The sequence below is a fragment of the Nonomuraea sp. NPDC052634 genome (genome assembly GCF_040678535.1).
Classification (GTDB): Bacteria; Actinomycetota; Actinomycetes; order Streptosporangiales; family Streptosporangiaceae; genus Nonomuraea; species Nonomuraea fastidiosa.
Genome location: NZ_JBFATY010000002.1, coordinates 579,246 through 599,956 on the forward strand (window position 1 = coordinate 579,246; position 20,711 = coordinate 599,956).

18 protein-coding genes are annotated in these 20,711 nt (G+C 72.5%); 4 read left to right on the top strand and 14 right to left on the bottom strand.

Annotated features, from left to right (window positions below):
* The first annotated feature begins 10 nt into the window (after positions 1-10).
* Positions 11-715 (top strand): response regulator transcription factor, encoded by a 705-nt coding sequence (locus AB0K67_RS15295; protein ID WP_364059111.1) that lies wholly within the window; start codon positions 11-13, stop codon positions 713-715.
* On the top strand, positions 712-2,160 hold the full coding sequence (locus tag AB0K67_RS15300) for a HAMP domain-containing sensor histidine kinase (protein WP_364059114.1): 1,449 nt from the start codon (positions 712-714) through the stop codon (positions 2,158-2,160). The genes AB0K67_RS15295 and AB0K67_RS15300 overlap by 4 nt, the downstream gene beginning before the upstream one ends.
* Before the next feature lie 403 nt (positions 2,161-2,563).
* Here the strand turns inward: AB0K67_RS15300 and AB0K67_RS15305 are convergent, their stop codons facing one another.
* The 12 genes from AB0K67_RS15305 to AB0K67_RS15360 form a co-directional block, all read right to left on the bottom strand.
* Positions 2,564-3,517, bottom strand: a complete 954-nt coding sequence (locus AB0K67_RS15305; protein ID WP_364059117.1) for an electron transfer flavoprotein subunit alpha/FixB family protein — start codon at positions 3,515-3,517, stop codon at positions 2,564-2,566.
* Positions 3,518-3,537: 20 nt separating this feature from the next.
* The gene (locus AB0K67_RS15310; protein ID WP_364059120.1) at positions 3,538-4,317 is read right to left on the bottom strand and encodes an electron transfer flavoprotein subunit beta/FixA family protein; all 780 of its coding nucleotides are present in this window, start codon (positions 4,315-4,317) and stop codon (positions 3,538-3,540) included.
* Positions 4,318-4,533: 216 nt separating this feature from the next.
* Positions 4,534-5,751: a serine/threonine-protein kinase gene (locus AB0K67_RS15315; protein WP_364059123.1), complete on the bottom strand. Its 1,218-nt coding sequence runs from the start codon at positions 5,749-5,751 to the stop codon at positions 4,534-4,536.
* 35 nt (positions 5,752-5,786) lie between these two features.
* Entirely contained in the window at positions 5,787-7,601 is a 1,815-nt protein-coding gene (locus tag AB0K67_RS15320; RefSeq protein ID WP_364059126.1) for a serine/threonine-protein kinase, read from the bottom strand.
* Positions 7,602-7,617: 16 nt separating this feature from the next.
* Positions 7,618-9,840 carry a protein kinase gene (locus AB0K67_RS15325; RefSeq protein WP_364059129.1) on the bottom strand — a complete coding sequence of 741 codons (2,223 nt, stop codon included), beginning with the start codon at positions 9,838-9,840 and terminating at the stop codon, positions 7,618-7,620.
* 134 nt (positions 9,841-9,974) lie between these two features.
* Positions 9,975-10,487 carry a YbaK/EbsC family protein gene (locus tag AB0K67_RS15330; protein ID WP_364059132.1) on the bottom strand — a complete coding sequence of 171 codons (513 nt, stop codon included), beginning with the start codon at positions 10,485-10,487 and terminating at the stop codon, positions 9,975-9,977.
* Positions 10,488-10,551: 64 nt separating this feature from the next.
* Entirely contained in the window at positions 10,552-12,159 is a 1,608-nt protein-coding gene (locus AB0K67_RS15335; protein ID WP_364059135.1) for a flavin monoamine oxidase family protein, read from the bottom strand.
* A complete protein-coding gene (locus AB0K67_RS15340) occupies positions 12,152-12,994 on the bottom strand; it encodes a M55 family metallopeptidase (RefSeq protein ID WP_364059138.1) in 843 nt (280 codons plus the stop codon). Before AB0K67_RS15340 ends, AB0K67_RS15335 begins: the two co-directional genes overlap by 8 nt.
* Positions 12,991-14,211, bottom strand: a complete 1,221-nt coding sequence (locus AB0K67_RS15345; RefSeq protein ID WP_364059142.1) for a DUF6395 domain-containing protein — start codon at positions 14,209-14,211, stop codon at positions 12,991-12,993. The genes AB0K67_RS15340 and AB0K67_RS15345 overlap by 4 nt, the downstream gene beginning before the upstream one ends.
* The gene (locus tag AB0K67_RS15350; RefSeq protein ID WP_364059145.1) at positions 14,202-14,600 is read right to left on the bottom strand and encodes a hypothetical protein; all 399 of its coding nucleotides are present in this window, start codon (positions 14,598-14,600) and stop codon (positions 14,202-14,204) included. Before AB0K67_RS15350 ends, AB0K67_RS15345 begins: the two co-directional genes overlap by 10 nt.
* A gap of 99 nt (positions 14,601-14,699) precedes the next feature.
* Positions 14,700-15,473: an enoyl-CoA hydratase-related protein gene (locus AB0K67_RS15355; protein WP_364059148.1), complete on the bottom strand. Its 774-nt coding sequence runs from the start codon at positions 15,471-15,473 to the stop codon at positions 14,700-14,702.
* 23 nt (positions 15,474-15,496) lie between these two features.
* On the bottom strand, positions 15,497-16,156 hold the full coding sequence (locus tag AB0K67_RS15360) for an endonuclease (RefSeq protein WP_364059151.1): 660 nt from the start codon (positions 16,154-16,156) through the stop codon (positions 15,497-15,499).
* A gap of 93 nt (positions 16,157-16,249) precedes the next feature.
* On the opposite strand from AB0K67_RS15360, the gene AB0K67_RS15365 reads away from it, so the two are divergent.
* Together AB0K67_RS15365 and AB0K67_RS15370 are read left to right on the top strand one after the other, a co-directional pair.
* On the top strand, positions 16,250-16,534 hold the full coding sequence (locus AB0K67_RS15365; protein ID WP_364059154.1) for a Fe-S cluster assembly protein HesB: 285 nt from the start codon (positions 16,250-16,252) through the stop codon (positions 16,532-16,534).
* A gap of 123 nt (positions 16,535-16,657) precedes the next feature.
* The gene (locus AB0K67_RS15370; RefSeq protein WP_364059157.1) at positions 16,658-18,673 is read left to right on the top strand and encodes a CehA/McbA family metallohydrolase; all 2,016 of its coding nucleotides are present in this window, start codon (positions 16,658-16,660) and stop codon (positions 18,671-18,673) included.
* A gap of 47 nt (positions 18,674-18,720) precedes the next feature.
* Here AB0K67_RS15370 and AB0K67_RS15375 read toward each other — a convergent pair whose 3' ends face one another.
* Together AB0K67_RS15375 and AB0K67_RS15380 are read right to left on the bottom strand one after the other, a co-directional pair.
* Positions 18,721-19,605: a 2-hydroxy-3-oxopropionate reductase gene (locus AB0K67_RS15375; protein ID WP_364059579.1), complete on the bottom strand. Its 885-nt coding sequence runs from the start codon at positions 19,603-19,605 to the stop codon at positions 18,721-18,723.
* Complete coding sequence (locus AB0K67_RS15380) at positions 19,596-20,468, bottom strand: TIM barrel protein (RefSeq protein WP_364059160.1); 873 nt, start codon at positions 20,466-20,468, stop codon at positions 19,596-19,598. Before AB0K67_RS15380 ends, AB0K67_RS15375 begins: the two co-directional genes overlap by 10 nt.
* Positions 20,469-20,711 lie beyond the last annotated feature (243 nt).

The following is a 20,711-nucleotide window of genomic DNA, read 5'->3' on the forward strand; positions in this document are numbered from 1 at the left end:
GGTGGCTCACATGGCCGAGCGGCTGCTGGTGGTCGATGACGAGCCCACCGTCAGAGAGCTGCTCTCGGCGACGCTGCGCTTCGCGGGCTTCACCGTGAGCTCGGCCGCCGACGGCCTGCAGGCGCTGGACGAGGCCCGGCGCGACCCGCCCGACCTGGTGCTGCTCGACGTGATGCTGCCCGACCTCGACGGCTTCGAGGTGCTGCGCAGGCTGCGTGCCCTGCCCAGGGCCGGCGGTCGTCCCGGCCCCGTGCCGGTGCTGTTCCTGACCGCGCGCGACGCCAAGGCCGACAAGGTCAACGGGCTGCGGCTGGGCGGCGACGACTACGTCACCAAGCCGTTCGACCTGGAAGAGCTGCTGGCCAGGATCCGCGCCATCCTGCGGCGCACCGGCGGGACCCCCGACGATCACACGCTGGTGGTCGGCGACCTGGAGCTCGACCCCGAGGGCCACCAGGTCACCAGGGCAGGACGTCCGGTACGCCTGTCGCCCACCGAATACCGGCTCCTGCACCACCTGATGCTCAACGCGGGCCGCGTACTGCCGAAGGCGTCCATCCTCGACGCCGTGTGGCGCTACGACTTCGCGGGCGACACCAGCATCGTCGACACCTACATCAGTTACCTGCGCCGCAAGCTCGACACCGGCGACTCGCCCAAGCTGATCCACACCGTGCACGGGGTCGGCTACGTCCTGCGGCGGCCGAAGCCGTGAGAGGGCTTCTGCGCGGGCTCTCGCTGCGCGCGCGGCTGCTCGCCATCACGGTCCTGCTGCTGGTCGCGGGGCTGGCGCTGATCGGTTCGGTGTTCGTACGGCAGCTCGAAACGCAGCTCATGGCCCGCACGGACGCCCAGCTCACGCCCATGGGCACGGCCATGTCGATGGTGCCGCCCGAGCTGGCCTCCGCGCTCGGCTCCCGGCTCGGCGGGGCGGGGACCGTCTTCACCGGCCTCGACCTCGCCACCCAGGGGTACGCGGCCTACCTCGCGCCCGACGGCCGCGTGCTGCGCGCGTACGGCGGCGCCGCCGGCATCGCCTGGCCCCGCCTCGACACGGCCGGCATCGCCCAGCGCGACGGGCGGCCGTTCACCGTGCGGGACGCGGACGGCACGGAGTGGCGGGCGGTGGCGCTGCCGGCCCGGCGGGCCAGCGCCGAGTTCGCGTACACGGGCGTGGTGGCGGCGGTGTCGCTGGACGGCCTGCGCTCCACCGTCGATCGCATGCGGGCCGTCTGCCTCGTCGCCGGGGCGATCCTGCTCGCCGTACTCGCCCTGGCGGGCGGCCTGGCCATCCGCGCCGGGCTCGCCCCGCTGCGGCGGGTGGAGGAGACCGCGGCCGCCATCGCCGGCGGCGACCTGTCCAGACGCGTACCCGAGCCGGGACCGCCCACCACCGAGGTCGGCCGCCTGGCCCGCTCGCTCAACACGATGCTCGCCCAGATCGAGCAGGGCGTCGCCGCCAAGGTCGACTCCGAAGCGCGCATGCGCAGGTTCGTCGCGGACGTCAGCCACGAGCTGCGCACGCCGCTCTTCGGCATCAAGGGCTTCTCCGAGCTGTACCGCATGGGCGGTATCGAGGCCGCGACCGCGCTCGCCCGCATCGAGAGCGAGTCGGGGCGGCTCGCCAAGCTGGTCAACGACCTGCTGCTCCTGGCCGGCATCGAAGAGGACGACGGGCCCGGGCTTGAGCTGACCCCCATGGACCTCCGTACGCTCGCCGCCGACGCCCGCCACGACCTCACCGCCCTCGACCCCACCCGCCCCATCACCTTCACCGGCCCCTCCGGCGGGCCCGCCGCCACCGCACCCGTCCTGGGCGACGAGGCCCGGCTGCGGCAGGTCGTCAGCAACCTCGTCGGCAACGCCGTCACCCACACCCCCGCCGGCACACCGGTCAGAATCGGGGTGGGCACGGAGGGCGGCGACTCGGTGCTGATCATCGAGGACCAAGGCCCCGGGCTCGCCCCCGAGGAGGCGGCCCGGGTCTTCGACCGCTTCTACCGCGCCGACGCCTCCCGCGCCCGCGCGACGGGCGGCGCGGGGCTGGGGCTGGCGATCGTCCGCTCGATCGTGGCCGCCCACGGAGGCCGTGTCGACCTCCGCACCGCCCCCGGCCAAGGCGCCGCCTTCACCATCCGCCTCCCCACCACCACCCCCTGACCCCTCGCTCCGCACACGAGCGCCACCCTCCCGGCTGAGGACCCGCCGGGACGCTCGCACCACTACCCCCGGGCAGGCGGCCACGCGGCCAGGCGCGCACCGCAACGCGACCACCAGCGGCGTGGCCGCGACGCGGGCACATCCGGCCCGGGCTCGGAGCGTGGGCACACCGCCGGACGGCGAAAGCGGGCCCCTGCCGGCCGCCGGCAGCAGGCACTCATCGGGCGCTTGAAGCGGACCCGCCACCGAGCTGGACCACCTCCGAGCAGCGAGCCGGACCCACCACCGAGCAGCGGGCCGGACCCACCACCATCGGGCCAGACCCACCACCGAGCAGCGAGGGGTCCCACTACCGGGCAAGCGAAAGGGCCGGGGTGACAGGCCCCGGCCCTTTCCACGTGCGCTACTTGCGCTTCTTGATCTCTTCCGTGAGCTGCGGGACCACCTGGTGGAGGTCGCCCACCACGCCGTAGTCGGCCAGCTCGAAGATCGGCGCCTCCGGGTCCTTGTTGATGGCGACGATCGTCTTGGCCGTCTGCATGCCGGCCCGGTGCTGGATGGCGCCGGAGATGCCGGCCGCGATGTAGAGCTGCGGCGAGACGGTCTTGCCCGTCTGGCCCACCTGGAACTGGTGCGGGTACCAGCCGGCGTCGGTGGCGGCGCGGGAGGCGCCGACGGCGGCGCCGAGCGCGTCGGCGAGCTCTTCGATGACGGCGAAGTTCTCGGCGGAGCCGACGCCGCGACCGCCGGAGACGACGATGGCGGCCTCGGTCAGCTCGGGACGGGCGCCCTTCTCCTGCTTGACGCGCTCGACGACGCGGGCGGCCTTGGCGGCGTCGGAGAGTGCGACCGTGACCTCCTCCTCCGCGCCCGCGCCGGCGGACGGGACGGGAGCGGTGGAGTTGGGACGTACGGCGATGATCGGCGTACCCTTGCGGACCCTGGAGTGCACGTTGATACCGCCACCGAAGATCGACTGGTCGGCGACGAAGCCCTCGCCGACCCCGACGGCGTCGGTGATGACGCCGGAGTCGGTCTTGATGGCCAGCCGGCCGGCGATCTCCTTGCCCTCGGCGGTGGCGGCGATGAGCACGCCGGCCGCCGACTTCTCCGTGACGAGCTTGGCGAGCAGCTCGGCCTTGGGGGCGACGACGTGGTCGACGAGGTCGCCGGAAGCGGCCACGTAGATCTTTTCTGCGCCATATTCGGCGAGGCGGGCCTTGGCCTCGGGCGTGAAGCCGGGGCCGGCCCAGACGGCGGCGGGCGTGCCGAGGGTGCGGGCCAGGGTCAGCAGTTCGAGCGTGACCTTCTTGACCTCACCGTCGACCTGCTCGACGAGAACGAGAACGTCCGACATATCAGTTAAACCCCCCGTTCTCAGATGAACTTCTTGGATGCCAGGAAGTCGGCCGTCTTCACGCCGCCGTCGCCCTCGTCCTTGACGATCGTGCCGGCCGCGCGCGGCGGGGCGGGGGCGAAGTCGACCACCTCGGACCAGGCGGCACCCAGGCCCACCTGGCCGGGGTCGATGGAGGCGTCGCCGATGGCCAGCGTCTCGACCGGCTTCTTCTTGGCCGCCATGATGCCCTTGAACGACGGGTAGCGAGGCTCGTTGATCTTCTCGACCACGGAGACCACGGCGGGCAGCGTGGCCTCGACCCGGTCGTAGCCGTAGTCGGCCAGCCGCTGCACCGTGATGGTGCCGTCCTGGATGTCGACCTTGTTGGCGAGCGTGAGCTGCGGCGCGCCGAGCCGCTCGGCGAGCATGGCGGGCAGCATGCCGGTGCGGGCGTCGGTCGACTCGGAGCCCAGGATGACCAGGTCGAACCCGATCTTCTTGAGCACCTGGGCCATCGCGTACGAGGTGGACAGCGCGTCGGAGCCGTGCAGCGCGTCGTCGCTGAGGTGGACGGCCTTGTCGGCGCCCATGGCCAGGGCCTTGCGGATGGTCTCGGTGGCCTTGGCGGGGCCCATGGTCAGGACGGTGACCTCACCGCCGTGGGCCTCCTTGATCCTCAGCGCCTCCTCGACCGCATACTCGTCAAGCTCGTTGACCACGCCGTCGGCGGCGTCCCGGTCGAGCGTGTTGTCATCGGACCGCAGCTTGCGCTCGGTCGCCGTGTCGGGGACCTGCTTCACGCAGACGACGATGTTCATGGCCGGTGGCCGACCTCCCGTAGTTCGCGTGCGCCTCCGCCTCGTTGCGGCGGCGCCGAATCCATCTGTCCAGACTGCCAGGTGCCCCGGGGGCATCCGACAGAGGGTCTGCCGTGGTTTCGCCGTTATGTTACCCATGGGTAGCTTTCGCGCAAACCGGCACGAAAGCTCTCCCCACCATACCGAACTTTATTCGGTCAGCACCTGTGACATCTCTTACGCCGACAGCAGGAAGACGATCCCGACCACCAGCGCCGTGACCCCGAACAGGGCCAGCGTGAACGTGCTGAACCACGCCGCGAGCCCGAAGCACAGCCCCACCGTCCCCGCCACGGCGACCAGATCGGCGATCATCCGGCCGCGCCGGTAGGGACTCTTCGACAACAGCGCCACGCCCGCGTCGATCACCACGGCCAGCGAGTACGCCGCCAGCAGGAACAGCGACACCTCGGGCAGCGGCTCCCGCGCCGCGGCGGCCAGCAGCGCCACGAACAGCGCCGACCCGGTCAGCCACCACCTGCGCACCTTCTCCCGGTGCCTGGCCCTGGACTCCTCCACCGACCGCCGGTACTGCTCCTTGCCCGGCCGCCACTCCCTGGTGGCCATTTCGTCCTGCTCGGACGCACGGGACCGTGCGGGCATCGGGCGGGGCGAGGGCATCTGGGCGACGGGCTCCACACCGAGCCGGTCGCAGATCTCCGCGGCCGTGGGCCGCTTGGCCGGATCGGTGGACAGGCACGCGCGTAACAGCGGCTCCAGCCAGTCGGGCACGCCCTCCAGGTCGGGCGGGTGGTGCACGACGCGGTAGGCGACGGCGGAGGCGGGCCCCTGTCCGTACGGCTGCCGCCCGGTGGCCGCGTACGCGAGCGTCGCGCCGAAGGAGAACACGTCGGCCTCCATCCCGGCGGGCCGCCCTTCCAGCACCTCGGGCGCGAGGTAGCCGGGCGTGCCGACGACCGCCCCCGAGGCGGTGACGGACAGCGAGTCGAGCGCGCTGGCGATGCCGAAGTCGATGACGACCGGCTCGCCCTCGGTCACGATCACGTTGGCCGGCTTGAGGTCGCGGTGGATCACGCCCGCCTGGTGCATGGCCTGCAGCGCGTCGGCCAGCCCGGCGGCCAGCCGCCGCAGGTCGGCGACCGGCACGGGCACCGCGCTGAGCGGGCGGCCCTGCACGTAGCGGGTGACGATGTACGGGCGATCGCCTTCGAGTGAGGCGTCGAGCACCTCGGCGATGTGCGCCCCGCCGACCCTGCGCATGGTCTCGACCTCGCGGGCCAGCCGCGCCAGCGCCGCGCTGTCGGCGGCGACGTGGGGGTGCAGGACCTTGACCGCGACCGTGCGCCCCTCGGGGTCAAGCGCCAGGTGCACCTCGCCGAAGCCGCCTGACCCGAGACGGGAGAGAAGCTCGTACGGGCCGAGGTGCTCGCTCATACTTCCTCTCTCCCCCCGTGGGACCAGGCGGACACTCAGGACCAGAAGTTCAGGAAGCTCAGCCCCAGACCGTCCATCAGGCTGCCGATCAGGCCCGTGATCAGACCGATGGTGCTCTGCCTCGCGTCGCTGGCGAGGTCGTCGATGACCGACTCGGGCGCCCGCCACGGGTACCAGTCGGTCGGCTGCCCCATCGCGAACATCACCGCGAACAGCGCCGCGGTGCCCACCAGCAGGACCGCGACGAGCGCCGCGCCGGGGCTGCGCAGCATGCCGGTGAGCGAGCGGGTGACGGCCCTGCGCGGCGCGCCGCCGCCGGGCAGCACGAACAGGCCGGCGGCGAAGGCGCCCGCGGCGTACGCGGCCGCCTCGTTGACGGTCATCGACCCGGCCCAATAGAGCACGCCCCAGACGCACACGCCGAACAGCAGCGCGAGCGGCACGTGGACGACCGTGACGAGCGCCGATTTGATCAGCGCCCATGGCGTGCCGACGAGGACGAGCAGCGGGTCGGCGGCGCTGCTGCCGCGTATCTGCCGCCGCTTGACCATGTCGCCGAACAGGTATTCGCCGATGCGCAGCACGAGCGCGAGCGCGACGGCGATGGCGCCCGCCACGACCGGCATCACCACCGACAGCGCCACCAGCGTGACCAGCAGCAGCAGCCCCGTGACCTGGGCACCGAACAGGTAGCGCTTGCGCTCGGCGGGCGGGGTGTACTGCGGCGGCGGCGGGTAGGGCCTGGCCTGCGCCGGGGCGCTCTGCGGCGGCGCGGGGTAGCCGGCCACGCGCTGGTCGGGGCGCGGCGCGGGCGGCCTGGCCGCCGCCGGCGCGGGGATGTAGGGAGGCGGACGCTCTTCACGCCTCGTGGGCGTCAGCGGCGGGCGCTCCTCGCGCCTGGTCGGCGTCGGTGACGGCGCGGGCGGCGGTGCGGGCTCGCCGTACTCGACCGGCGGCAGCAGGTCGGAGAAGGTGTCCATGGTGCGGGTGCGGTCGGTCAGCCGCTTGGTGCCCGTCGGGCCGTCGAAGGACGCCTCGTTGAACGTCGTCACCGACGGGTCGAGCTGGTTGGCCATGCGCAGCAGCTCGGGCGCGGTGGGCCGGGCCGCGGCGTCGACCTGCAGCGCCTTGCTGAGCCAGCCGCGCAGCCAGACCGGCGCCTTGTCGAGCTGCGCCCGCCCTTCCATGATGTTGAAGCAGACCGACTCGAACGTCCCCGTGCCGAACGGCGGCGCCCCCGTGGCGGCGAAGAACACGGTGGAGGCCAGCGCGTGCACGTCGGCCGCCTGGGTGATGTCGGAGTCGCGGATGATCTCGGGGGCGAGGTAGCCGGGCGTGCCGACGAACATGCCGGTCTGGGTCAGCCGGGTGGCGTTGACCAGGTGGGCGATGCCGAAGTCGATGACCAGCGGCTCGCCGTCGACCAGCATGACGTTGGACGGCTTGAAGTCGCGGTGGATCACGTCGGCGGCGTGGATGGCCACGAGCGCCTGGCACAGCCCCTGGGCGAGCCTGATGACCTGGCGGGCCTCCAGCGGCCCCTCGGTCAGGACGGTGTCCTCGAGCGTGCGGCCGGGCGCGAACCGGGTGACGATGTACGGCTGGCCGCCCACCAGCTCGGCGTCGATGACCTCGGCGACGTAAGGGCTGCGCACCCGCCGCATGGTCTCGACCTCGCGGGTGAGCCGGTCGCGCGCCTTGAGGTCGGCGGCGACGTGGGGATGCAGGACTTTGATGGCGACTTCCCGGCCCTCGCCGTCGAGACCGAGGTGGACGACCCCCATGCCACCTTCGCCGATCTTCCTGACCAGGCGGTAGGGCCCGAGGCGTTCTGGTGCTTGGGTGTTCATCGCCACCTTCCCCGCGTCATCCCCCCGAATTCCCCCTCAGTCCTTCCAGTTGCTCCACCACGAAATCGACGTTCAGTGGAGTCCATACCCCAGCCCCCTCTGGCTTGTCCCCGAACGTGCCGTAGGCGAGGATCAGCGAGAGCGCGGCCGCGACCACCAGCACCCCTGCCATCACCATCGCCGCTGTTCTCGAGGGTACGAGCGATGAGAGCGTTCTGCGCATCTGTTTGCCCGGACCTTCGACTCCGGGGCCCGCGCAGAGGGTCCACAGGGCGATGGAGGCACCCCAGGACAGGGCGTAGTAGGGACTCATGTGGACCACCACGGTGAGCAGCAGCGTCACCGGCAGCCCGAGTATCAGCGCGTAGAGCGTGAGCGCCAGCGTGATGCCCGCCGACTTGGCGAGCACGGCGGGGAAGGCGAGCACCCTGACCACGTCGAGCGCCGCCGCTCCCGCGGCCCTGCGGGCCACGAGCTGCGGCTGCGCCAGGTCGGCCGCGCGCAGCAGGATCACCGCGGGCAGCGCGACGGCCGCCACGATGACGGGCGCGAGCACGGCCGCCACGATCATCAGGACCAGCAGCATGGCCGCGGAGATGCCGTACGCGCGGGAGCGCTGCAGCACCTTGCCCGGCGGCACGCTCGGGACGTACGGCTCCCGCATGGTGCTCGGGTCGGACTGCGGCGGCACATACGGTGGCTGCTGCGCCGGGATGTAGGGCGGCGGCTGCAGCGGCACCGGGTTGGGCCGCGCGTACTCGGGCGGGCCCGCGTTGGGCCTGCTCAGGTCGGGCCGGCTCCCGTGGGGCGCCGCCGCGGCGTGCGGAAAAGGCCCCGCCTGTGGAGGCACGGCGTTGGGCCCGCTCGCGCTCGCAGGCAGGGCGTTGGGCCCGCTGGTGCGCGGGGGCACCGCGTGGGGGCCGCTCGTGGCCGGCGGCGCGACGGGAGGCGGGCCGGGCGGCCCGGCGTGGGGAAGCGCGTTGGGCTGGCTCGTGCCGGACGCCGGCGGCTGCAGCAGCCGCCGGAACTCGGGCGAGTCGGGGCGTACGCGCCGGGTGGGCACGTCGCCCTCGCTCGGCGGCGGCACGGGCGGGCTCTGCTGGAAGCCCTGCTGCGGCACGCCCTGGGACGGCCCGCTCTGCGATGGCGCGGCGGCGCCCTGCGGCGGCTGGGCGGCCGCCTCGCGCTGGATGCGCCGCAGCTCCTCGGGCGAGACCCGGCGGGTCGGCCACGGGTCGCCCTGGTCGGGCAGCAGCGAGACGTACTGCTGCTCGGGCTGCGACGGCGCGGGCGTGCCCGCCTGGTCCTGGCTCTCGATCAGCCGCTGCGGCGTCACCGGCGGCGTGGAGATGTCGTAGGACGGCTTGTCGGCGACACGCGGCGGGGCCGCCTTGTACGCGTCGGGGTGCGGCACCGTGGAGATCTCCTCGGGCGCGCCGCCCGGCGGCGGCTTGGGCAGCATGCGCGCAGTCTGCTCGGCCAGCTCGGCGGCCTTGGGCCGCTTGGCGGGATCGCGCGAGAACGCGGCCTTGAGCAGCGGCTGCAGCTCGGGCGGCGCGGCGCTGATGTCGGCCTTGCCCGCGGTGATGTTGTAGAAGATCATCTCCAGCGTGCCCTTGCCGAAGGGCGGCTGGCCCGTGCAGGCGTAGAGCATGGTGCCCGCCCACGCGTGGATGTCGACCTCCGGCCCGGCCTCCTGGCCCTCGATGATCTCGGGCGCGAGGTAGCCGGGGGTGCCGATGAACATGCCGGTCTGCGTCAGCCGCGTGGCGTCGACCGCCTGGGCGATGCCGAAGTCGATCAGCACGGGCTCGCCGTCGAGCAGCAGCACGTTGCCGGGCTTGAGGTCGCGGTGGATCACGCCCACCGAGTGGACGGCGGCCAGTGCGGTCGCCACGCCGTGCGCCACCTTGACCAGCGCGGGCAGGTCGAGCGGCCCGTCGTCCTTGACGATCTCGTCGAGCGGCCGGCCGGGGACGTAGCGGGTGACGATGTAGGGGCGATGACCGGTGACGTCGGCGTCGAGGACCTCGGCGATGTACTCGCTGCGCACCCTGCGCATGGTCTCGACCTCGCGCGAGAGCCGCCGCCTGGCGACCTCGTCGCCGGCGACCTCCGCGCGCAGGACCTTGACCGCCACCTGCCGCCCCTGGGGGTCGACAGCGAGGTGGACAACGCCCATCCCGCCTTCACCGAGCCGCCTGAGCAGCCGGTAAGGGCCTAGTCGGTCATCGTTCATGGCATGAAGCACCATACCGGCTTAATCCCCGCCCACGAGATGAACCATGAGGCCACATTCCCACTCGTACAACGTCCACGAAGCCCTCTCCGGTTTCCCAAACGACGGTCTCGAATCGGCCTCGATTTCGTCGTTCAGCCGGCCAGGGTGAGCACCTCTGCCTGCTTCAGCCCGGCCAGCGTGGCACCGGAGACGGCGAGCTTCGACCTGCGCACCCCGCTGCCGATCACGACCCGCGGATGCTCGGCGACCCTGGTGTCCACCAGGATCGGCCACTCTTCGGGCAGGCCGACGGGGGTGATGCCGCCGTACTCCATGCCGGTGAGCTCCACCGCGTCGGCCATCGGAGCGAAGCTGGCCTTGCGGGCGCCGAGATGCCTGCGCACGACGCCGTTGACGTCGACCCGCATCGTCGCGAGCACCATGCAGGCGGCGTAGCGCGTCTCGCCGCCCCGCTTGGCCGCCACCACGACGCAGTTGGCCGACTCGTCCATGCCCACGCCGTAGCGCTCGCAGAACGCGGCCGTGTCGGCCAGCTCGGGGTCGATCTCGGCGACCTCGGCACCCTCCAGCTCGGGCACGGCGCGGGCCACGGGCTCGGCGAGGAGGTCGAGCCGCTCGGTCGCGGGCACCCACTGCAACGTCATCTCCCACTCCTTGGATCGCTTCTCCTGCCGAGCCTATTGCGGCCGTCAGAAGCAGCGTGCGGCGTCACGGCGACTGCAACACGCGCTGGTGCAGCTTGGTGACGACGGCGCGGGCCGACTCCATGGCCCCCGCCTGCCAGGCGATGAGATGGGTGAGCCAGTCGCCCGCGAAGTAGACCCTTCCGGCCGGGCGTTGCAGAAGAGTGAACGACGAATCAAAGGCGGGCCAGCGCACCCAGCCGCCCTCGATGTGCTCCTGCCGGTGCCAGGCGACGGAGGCGCTGGACAGGACGTTCTGTCGGTACTTCTCGCCGTGGATCTTCTTGCCCTGGGTGAGCGCCCTGCGCCTGCGGTCCTCGGGGCTGAGCGCGCCGTACAGCTCGGCCTCGGGGCCGGTGTTGTAGTAGCCGACGAGCAGGCCGCGCTCGGCGTGGTAGTCGTGCGAGGGGTACCAGATGTGGGTGATGTCGAGGTCGGTCTCGGTGACGCCGCCGTAGATGCGGTCCTCGCGCTCCCACCAGCGGGTGGCGTACTCCAGGCCGATCTTGCCGGCGGCGACCGGGGTCGGCTTGGCCAGCGCGCTGGTGACCTGGGGGCCGAGGTTGTGCGGGATCCTCGCGAGGATGTGCGGGGGCAGCGTGGCGATGCAGTAGTCGGCCTTCATCACGCCGCCGGTGTAGGCGACCTCGACGCCGTCGTCCATCGTGGTGATCTTGGTGACCTTGGCGCCGGTCTTGATCCGGTCCGTGCCGACGGCCTTCTGCAGCGCGGTGACGATCGCGTCCATGCCGCCGACGGGCTGGAACATGGGCGTGGCCTGCTCGAAGCCGAAGTCGTTGGTGATCGCCCTGCCGGTGCCCGCGGCCAGCACCTGGCGGAGGGTGCCGGGGCCGTCGAGCGGGGTGCCGGCGCCGACCGCGGGCCACTCGGCGAAGCCGCGCCGGTCGGAGCCGGTGTAGTCGAGCCTGGGTCCGAGGTCGCCGAAGCGCCTCAGGAACTCCAGCAGGCGCTCCTTGTCGTCCCTGGTGAGGGTTCTGTCCAGGGCGCCGGTGTCAGTGGCCTTCGCGAGGAGTTCGGCGACATATCCGTACATGTCGGCGCGGGCGGTGCGGGCCCGCATCGTCTTGCCGTTGACGTGCACGTACGCGGCGGCGTTGGAGTTGACGAACGTCTCGATGGGGACGCCCAGCTCGCGGCAGTAGTCGAGGGTGACCATCCACGGCGCGATACGGCCGGGGCCCGCGTTGAAGTAGACGCCCTCTCCGAACGTCACGTCCTGGGCCGGGCCGTTCAGCTCGGTCACGCGGTCGCCGCCGCGCAGCGTGAGGTTCCTGCCACCGGCCTTGGGCCTGGCCTCCAGCAGCGTGCAGTCGTAGCCGGCCTTGCCCAGCTCGTACGCCGCGGTGAGCCCCGCCACCCCGGCGCCCAGGATCACGACGCTGGCCGACGCTTTGCCGCGCAGCGTGAAGTCGCCCTCGCGCGGCGGCGTGAACTCCTTGTCCTGCCCGGTGGGCGCCAGGCCGAGCGCGCCCATGGCGGCGTACATGGCGCCCGCGCCGCCCGCCGCGCCGATCCCGACGAGCAGGCCGCGCCGGGTGAGCGCGCCGCCCTTACCGGCCCCTTTGCGCGTCTCCTTGACGGCTTCCTTGCCGCCGGTCTCGCCGTCAGCCATAGGGGCCGCTGCCGCACGCGACCTGGCCGCCGATCGTGGCGAAGATCCCGAACAGGGCCATGATCTGCGTGAAGTCGTCGGTGGTGAACTCGGTGTGGCGGGTCCCGGCGAGCTTGACGCCCGGCACGAGCGCGACGGCCGCGGCGATGGCGGTCGAGTTCCACTCCACGCCCAGCGTGTACGGCGGCTCCACGACGTACGGCGTGAAGTCGGTCAACCGGTTCAGCGCCCGCTCGGTGGCCTCACGGATCCTGGCCTGGGCCACGCTCGGCGGCAGCAGCTCGGCCGAGAACTTGTCGATGCCCTTCTTGACCGCCACGGTCTCGACGTCGCCGAGCAGCTCCCGGGCCTCCTCGCCGACCGCCTCGTCCCCGGTCACCAGCACCACGGGCACCCCGTGGAAGCCGGCGCACGCCGCGACCAGGCGGGTCTCGCCGCACAGTTCGCCGTTGAGGTAGACGTTCTGGATCTCCTTGCCCATCCACGTGTGGTTGAGCACGCCGTCGGGCACCCCGGCGCGGGCGTGGTAGCCGACGAAGCAGGCCGCCTGGAACGACCCGTCGAGTCCCTGCGCCATCCGCTGCGCCTTGCCGGGCCCCCTGACCAGGGTCGCCCTGGGGTCGAGCAGGTCGATCCTGAGGTTCTTGGTGGAGCCGTGGGCGTCGTTGACCAGCACGGTGCTCGCCCCGGCCGCGTACGCCCCCTCGATCGCGGCGTTCGCGTCGGCCGTCATCAGCTCGCAGCCGCGCTCGTAGCCGCGCTTGCCGGCGTGCATCTCCTCCGGATCGGTCAGCCCGGTCACGCCCTCCATGTCGACCGACAGATAGACCTTCACGCCGTCGCTCCACTCCCCCAGGTCTCCACCTGGCGCACTTCGGACTCCGTCATCAACCCGACGTTCGCCTCGATGAACGCGGCCGCCTGCGCGCGCCAAGGCTCCGGGATCTCCTCCAGCGCCGGCGGGTAGCAGTGGTCGAGCCAGCGCGTCGTCTCCTCGCTGACGTCGAAGTAGTCGAGCGCGGGGGCGAAGACGGTGTTCTCGATGCCGGGGACGCGGGCCAGGCCGTACTGGATCATCTCCTGGCCGCCGTACGGCGGCTTCTTGAGGTACTTCTTGACCGCGGGATGCTCGGGCTTCATCGGCGTGTTCAGCGGGCGGCGCTCCACGGCGGCCTGGATGAGCTCCTTGTAGAGGCACTTGCCGCAGTTGCGGCAGGGGCCGTCCACGCCGCGCAGGCACCAGCGCACCTGCTCGCGCAGCGGCGAGCCGAGCGCCAGCCGCATCGTGGTCGCCTCGCTGACCCCGCCGACGGGCAGCACGATGTGCACGCCCGCCGCCGCGAATAACCGCCCCCAGCGGCCGTGCGGCGCCCACATGGGGTTGTCGGGGGTGTAGCGCCACAGGTAGCGGCCGCCGCCGAGCCAGCGCGAGCCCATCTCGTAGCCGAACCCCAGGCCGCCGATGTCGAGCGCGTCGGCGAGCAGCAGCGCACCGGCGGCGACCGCGTGGTGCTCGGGGTAGCCGGGGCGCGGCTCGGCGAGGGTGTACTCCAGGTCGGATTCCACCACGGTCAGCTCGCGGCCGGTCTGGGCGGCCAGCTTGGCCAGCACGTCGGAGCGGTAGTGGGGCCAGCGGTTCGGCACGCGCGGATGCGCCACCCGGCGGAAGTGCACGAACGGCGCCTCCGGGTACATCGTCGCGGCCGCCACCGAGTCGGCGCCGCCGCTGTAGGAGATGGCCAGCCGCGACCCGGGACGCCGCCGCTCGGCGCCCACCGGGCCCGCCTCGACGCCCCAGCCGGCGTGCAGCGCCTCGGCCAGCTCGGCGGAGATCGCCCGGTCGAAGGTGACGCGCCTGCGCGTCCACGGGGCGACGACCGTCCAGGCGGCGACGGCGTACAGGTCGGGGTGTGCGTCCTCCGGGACCCCGCGGATCGAGCAGGAGTTGATGGCCAGCTTGATCGGGTACTCGTCGGAGGCCCTGCCGGTGATCTCGTCCTCGGGGTCGAGGCGGAAGCTCAGGTGCGCGGCGCCCGTCCAGGTCACGCGCACGGCTGCTCCTCGGCACGGCCCCGCTCGTCACGGCGCTCGTTCCGGCGCTCGTCTCGGAGCTGATCCTTGAGCTGGTCGATGGCCTGCCAGACGAGGACCTCGTTCTGCAGCACGCCGTCGAGCGCCTTGGCGGTCTCCTGGGCCAGGCGGTGGGTGTCGTCGATCTTCTTTTTGTCGATCACCGGCTGGCGGGCCTTGCGCAGCCGTTCGACCTCCTGCTGGAGGCGCTTGACCTCCTGCTGGAGGGTGGCCATCTCCCGCCGCAGCGTCTGGACCTCCCAGAGCGCGTCCTTGATGTCCTGCCGGTGATCGGCGATCGAGATGTAACGAGAGTCGAACCACGTGCGCACGGCCTTTTTGAGCCGCGCCGGGACCGGGACGCGCTTCATGGAAGGCCACCATAGTGGCAAACGAATCCACCTTTGGACGCCGGTAACCGGATGTTCTGGCTTCTGTTGGATATCCGCCCAGATAGGCCGCGAGAACGCTCAGCGACCGGTGAACTTCGGCTTGGTCCGCTCCGTGAACGCCCGCATGCCGATCTTGGCGTCCTCGGTGGCGAACATCCCCGAGAAGTGCAGCCGCTCGATCTCCAGGCCCGTCTGCAGATCGGTCTCAAGACCGTCGTCGATGGCCCGCTTGGCGGCGCGCAACGCGAAGGACGGCCCGCCGACGAAGGTGGCGGCCCACTCGAGCGCGGCGGTGTAGACCTGCTCGTCCGGCACCACCCGGTCGACCAGCCCGATGGCGAGCGCCTCGGCGGCATCGACGTGGCGGCCCGAGAAGATGAGGTCCTTCGCGCGGGACGGGCCGATCAGCCGGGGCAGGCGCTGGGTGCCGCCCGCGCCGGGGATGAGGCCGAGCTGCACCTCGGGCTGGCCCAGCTTGGCCGACTCGCCCGCCACCCGGAAGTCGGCGCACAGCGCGAGCTCGCAGCCGCCGCCCAGGGCATAGCCGGTGATGGCGGCGATGACCGGCTTGCCGATGCGGGCCACCGCGTTCAGCGCGCCCTGGAGGGTGGCGGAGTGCGCGGCCATGTCGGCGTACGACATGGTGGACATCTCCTTGATGTCGGCCCCGGCGGCGAACACCCGCTCACCGCCGTACAGGATCACCGCCTGCGCCTGCGGATCGGCGTCGATCAGCGTCGCCGCCTCGGCCAGCTCCCGCTGGACCTGGCCGTTGAGCGCGTTCATCTTCGGACGGTCGAGACGGATCGTGGCGATCTGGTCGGCCACTTCGACGCTCACAAACTCACCCATGACCCGAACCTAACAGCCGGAGATCACCTGCCCGCCGCCGCCATGACCTCGTCCACGGACTTCTTGCTGCGCGCGACCCTGACGATCGCGGCGGACAGGCGCGCCAGGTCCGCCCCGGAACCGGCCAGCTCCGCGAGCGGACCCGCCTGGCGCGGCAGGCCCAGCTTGCCCGCACCGTCCAGCACCCGCCGGTCCAGGTGCGGTGCGACCTGCGGCCAGACGGCCTGCACCTCGCGCAGGAAGATGTCGGCGCCCGCCGGCCCGATGCCGGGGAACTCCATCAGCAGCTCCGCCATCCGCCGCTCGTCGCCGCCGGCCTCGTCGCGCAGCCGCCGCAGGTCGCCCTTCCAGCGGTCGATGATCAGTTCGGCGCCGTCGCCGAGCATGGTGGCGGTGCGCTCGTCGTAGCGGCGGTAGTGCCCGCGGCCCAGCGCGTCCACCCGGTCCTGCCAGGTCGCCTTCCGCATGCCCTCGGGCGTGCCGCATCCGGCCGCGAACAGCTCCTTGGCCGCCGCCACCGCCACGTCCGCCGAGATGCGCGCGCTCAGCAGCGTGGCGAGCACCAGAAGCTGGTAGAGCGGTTTGGGGCGGTCGGCGAGCCTGATCCCCGCCTCGCCCGCGTACGTGCTGCCGTAGCGGTCGAGCAGCGCCTCGACGACGGCTCCCGCGGTCTTTGCTCCCATGCCGTCCCCGCTACCCGCGACCCCCGCGCGCATGTGTTTGCCGCTCCCGGGCCGGGGGAGTCGGAGGGTTCCAAGAGGACAAAGGAGCAGCTCGTGCTGACATTGACCGATAACGCCGTGGTCGCCATCCGCGACCTCTTGGTCGGGGAGAACGTGCCCGCCGAGGCGGGCCTGCGCATCGCCCCGAAGGCAGACGAGGCAGGAACGCTGGAGGTCACGCTGGCGAGCATGCCGCACGCCGGTGACCAGGTCGTCGAGAAGGAGGACGTACGGGTGTTCGTCGCCGAGGAGGCCGTGCGGATCCTCGACGACAAGGCGCTGGACGCCCAGCCGGGCAGGCCGGGGCAACCGTCGTTCCGGCTCGACCGGCGCACCTGACCGCACGCGGGCTCGGCGGCGCACCGCCGGGCCCGTCCCCTCACCGCTTCCCTCGCGAAAAGACGGGACACAGCGGATGTTTCGTGTGACGATGACGGCGCGTCCGATTCCAGGGAGTGTCCGATGTGTCACGATCCGCTGCTTCCTTCGCCCGTGGCCGCCGCACTGGCCGACTACCGATCGTTGCGCGACGCGCATGACGTCCGCTGGGGCGAGCCGCCCCTGTCGTACGTGGTCCAGGCGTGGGCCACCCTCTACCTGCGAAACGACCGCGACTTCTGGCCCATGGGCTTGCGGCAGATGGCCGCGCGGCTGCCCGATGTGCCCGAGGAGGAGCTGGAGGACCACCTCGGCGAGGTGGAGCTCGACCGGCTCGTCCGCGACGCCCTCGGCGGCCAGACCCCCATCCACCTGCCCGCGCTGCGGCTCACCCCGGACGGCTGCGCCGTGGCGGCCGAGCCCCGGGTGGTGGTGGACGACCGCCCCTTACGTACGCCGTTGCTGCTGGACTCCAGCCGCGACAAGCCGGTCACGGTCGTCGTGGACGGCACCACGTACGTGGTCGAGCCCGGCGGGGCCAAGGTGGTCGAGGTGGCCGGGCCGGTCAGCGTGGACGGTCAGCCGGTCGATCTCTCGCCGCTGGTCAGACGGGCGCCGGCGGCCAGGCTGCGGCTGCGCGCCGGGTTCCCGTGCCGGTGGAGCGTCACGGGCGGCAACGGGCAGGGCTGGTACCCAGAAGGCGCGCCGCCCAAGCTCGACGGGCTGCGGCGGCCGTTCTTCCACGGCGACGACATCGTGCTCGACGTACCGGCCGAGCCGCTCACCGTGACCGTCACCCGTGGCATGGAGTACGGCACCGCCGAGGCCGTCGTGACCCCGCAGCCGGGCGGCGAGACGCTGGTCGAGCTGACCCCCGAGCGGATCTACGACGCCGCCGCGCGCGGCTGGTACGGCGGCGACATGCACGTCCATCTCAACTGGATGGGCGAGGAACCGGCCGCGCCCGCACTGGCCGCCGCCGCCCAGCACGGCGAGGACCTGCACGTGCTCAACCTCGTCGCGGGCAATGTGGCGAGCGAGCGGGTCTACGACCGGGAGGCGCTCGAGCACTGGGTGGGCGAGGACCTGCCCTGGTCGGACGAACGCCACCTGGCCAGGATCGGCGTCGAGTACCGCAGCGACCTGCTGGGCCACTTCACCGCGTTCGGGCTGCGGCGGACGCCGAGCCGCTACCACACCGGGTTCGCCGGGGCCGTGGACTGGCCGGCCAACGCGGTCGCGCTGGAGGAGCTGCGCTCGCTCGGCGGGCTCACCGGGTACGGGCACCCGTTCCACACCCCGTTCACCGACGACGACCCGCCCGACGTCGTGCTCGACAGGGCGCGCAACTGCTCGGCCAGGGAGATCGTCGCCGACGCGGCACTCGGCCTGATCGACTCGCTCGACGTGCTCAACCACTCCTCGATCGCCGCGACCGCGGCCGTCTACCGGCGGCTCATCGGCGCGGGCAACCGGCTCGCCGTCACCGCGGGGACCGACGCCGTGCTGTCGTTCTGCCGCCGGGGCACCTCCTCGGGACCGCCCGGCTGGGAACGCGTGTACGCCCGGGTCGATGGGCCGCTGACGGCGCAGTCGTACGCAGAGGCGATCAGGGCCGGGCGGACCTTCGCGACCACCGGGCCGTGGCTGGAGCTCACCGTGGACGGGCATGGGCCGGGTGACCGGCTCGACCTGGCCCCTGGGCAGCGGGTGGAGATCACGGTCGAGTCCATCGGGCCCGAGGTCGACACGCTGGAGATCCGTACCGCCGACGGCGTGCTCGCCCAAGGGCCGCCGGGACGGCTCGCGGCCACGCTGGAGGTGACGGAGCCGACGTACGTGGTGGCCGTCGCCACCGGCGGGCCGCACCCGCGCACCATGCGCGCCGACGGCGCGCACGCGCACACCAGCCCCGTCTACCTCGACGTCGCGGGGCGCGCGGTGGCCAGGGAGGCCGACGTGCGGTGGTGCCTGGCCTGGCTCGACCGGCTGGCGGAGCTGGTGCGCCGGTTCGGCGTGTTCGACTCCCCCGAGCAGCTCGACGACCACCTGCGGCTGTACGAGCGCGCCAGGGACGTCTACCGCGCCCGCCTCCCCTGAGAACGTCTGCCGCTGAGAACGTCTGCCGCGCCCGCCTCCCCTGAGAACTACGCCTTGCCGGAGAGCCGTTCGACGCCGCGCAGCAGGGCCGAGTGGTCGAGGCCGCCGTCGCCGTTCGCGTCGGCGGCGGCCACGAGCTGCGCCACGAGCGCGCCGAGCGGCAGCACGACGCCGGCCTCGCGGGCGGCCGAGGTGACGATGCCCAGGTCCTTATGGTGCAGCTCGATCCGGAAGCCGGGCTCGAAGGTGCGCTCGACCATGTTCTTCCGCTTCTGCGCGAGCACCGCCGACCCGGCGAGCCCGCCGCCCAGCACCTCCAGCGCGGCCTCCAGGTCCACCCCGTACGCCCGCAGGAACACCACCGCCTCCGCCAGCGCCTCGATGTGGGCGGCGACCATGAGCTGGTTGGCGGCCTTGACGGTCTGCCCGGCCCCGCTCGGCCCGACGTGCACGACGGTCTTGCCCACCACGTCGAAGATCGGCTTGGCCGCCTCGAACGCCTCGGCGTCCCCTCCCACCATGATCGACAGGGTGGCGTTGCGCGCGCCCGCCTCGCCGCCGGAGACCGGGGCGTCGAGGTAGCGCAGGCCCCTGCGCCCCGCCTCCTCGGCCAGCTCGCGCGTGACATCGGGGCGGATGGTGGAGAAGTCGATGATCAGCGTGCCGGGCGCGGCGTGGGCGAAGACGCCGTCGTCGCCTCTCAGCACGTTCTGGACGTCCGGCGAGTCCGGCACCATGATCGCCACGACCTCGGCGCCCGTCACGGCCTGCGCGACCGATTCGGCCACCCGGCCGCCCGCCTCCGCCAGCGGGCGCGCCTTCGCCGGTGTGCGGTTGTAGCCGGTCACGTCATGCCCGGCGTTGACCAGGTGCACGGCCATGGGGCTGCCCATGATGCCCAGGCCGATGAAGGCGATGGCGGTCACTGCGATGATCCTCCCGTGTCGGACGCTGTGTCGGACGCTGTGTCGGACGCTGTGTCGGACGGCGCCTTGGACGCTGCGCCGGGGTGGCCGCCGCGCTGCTCCCTGGGCAGCCAGGCGAACGCGCCGGCGGTCTCCGCCCGGTATTCAAGGCCGACGTACCCGTCGTAGCCGGTGGCGTGCAGAGCGTCGAGCCACCGCTGCAACGGCAGCTCCCCGGTGCCCGGCGCGCCCCTGCCCGGCGCGTCGGCGATCTGGACGTGCGCGATGCGGCCCGCGTACCGGTCGATGGCCGCCGGCACGTCGTCGCCGTTCACGGCCAGGTGGTAGAAGTCGGCGAGCAGGCCCGCGTTCCGCACCCCGGCCAGCCGGTCGAGCACGGCCACCGCGTGGGCGGCGGTCAGCAGCGGGTAGCGGGGCGCGCCGCTGACCGGTTCGAGCAGCACGGTGCCGGGCACTCCTGCGGCGCAGGCGGTCAGCGTCTCCAGTGCGAGCTCGTCCTGCTCCTCCGGGGCGACGCCGTCGATGCGGTTGCCGTACAGGGCGTTGAACGCGCGGCAGCCCAGCCGCTCGCCGATGGCGGCCACGACCGGGATGTTGTCGAGCAGCTCCTTCGTACGGCCCGGCCACGACACCAGGCCGCGGTCTCCTGCCGCCATGTCACCGGCGAAGAAGTTGAGCCCGGTCAGGCGTACGCCCGCGTCCTCGATCGCGCGGACGAACGCCTCCACCTCGCGATCCTCCGGCACCGCCACCGGCCACGGCCACCAGAACTCCACCGCGCCGAACCCGTCGGCGGCCGCCGCGTGTGGTCGCTCCAGCAGCGGCAGGTCGGTATAGAGGAGAGAGCAGTTGACGGTCCACCTGGTCACGCACGAGCCTCTTCCGGTCGGGCGGGCCTCCCGTCGGGGGCCCGCGCCCACTCCTGGTCGAGATGGCATCGTGGCACACCGTACGCCGCCCGCCCGCCGCGGGGCGGCGCGGCCTCCACCGCACCGGCCGGCACTCAGACCCGCCCCCCTGACCACGCGGCGGATGTTCACATCGGCTCGCCGGCGACGGAAGCGGCCTGACAGCCCCGACATCACCGGCCCGGCGGCGCCGGACGTCGACTG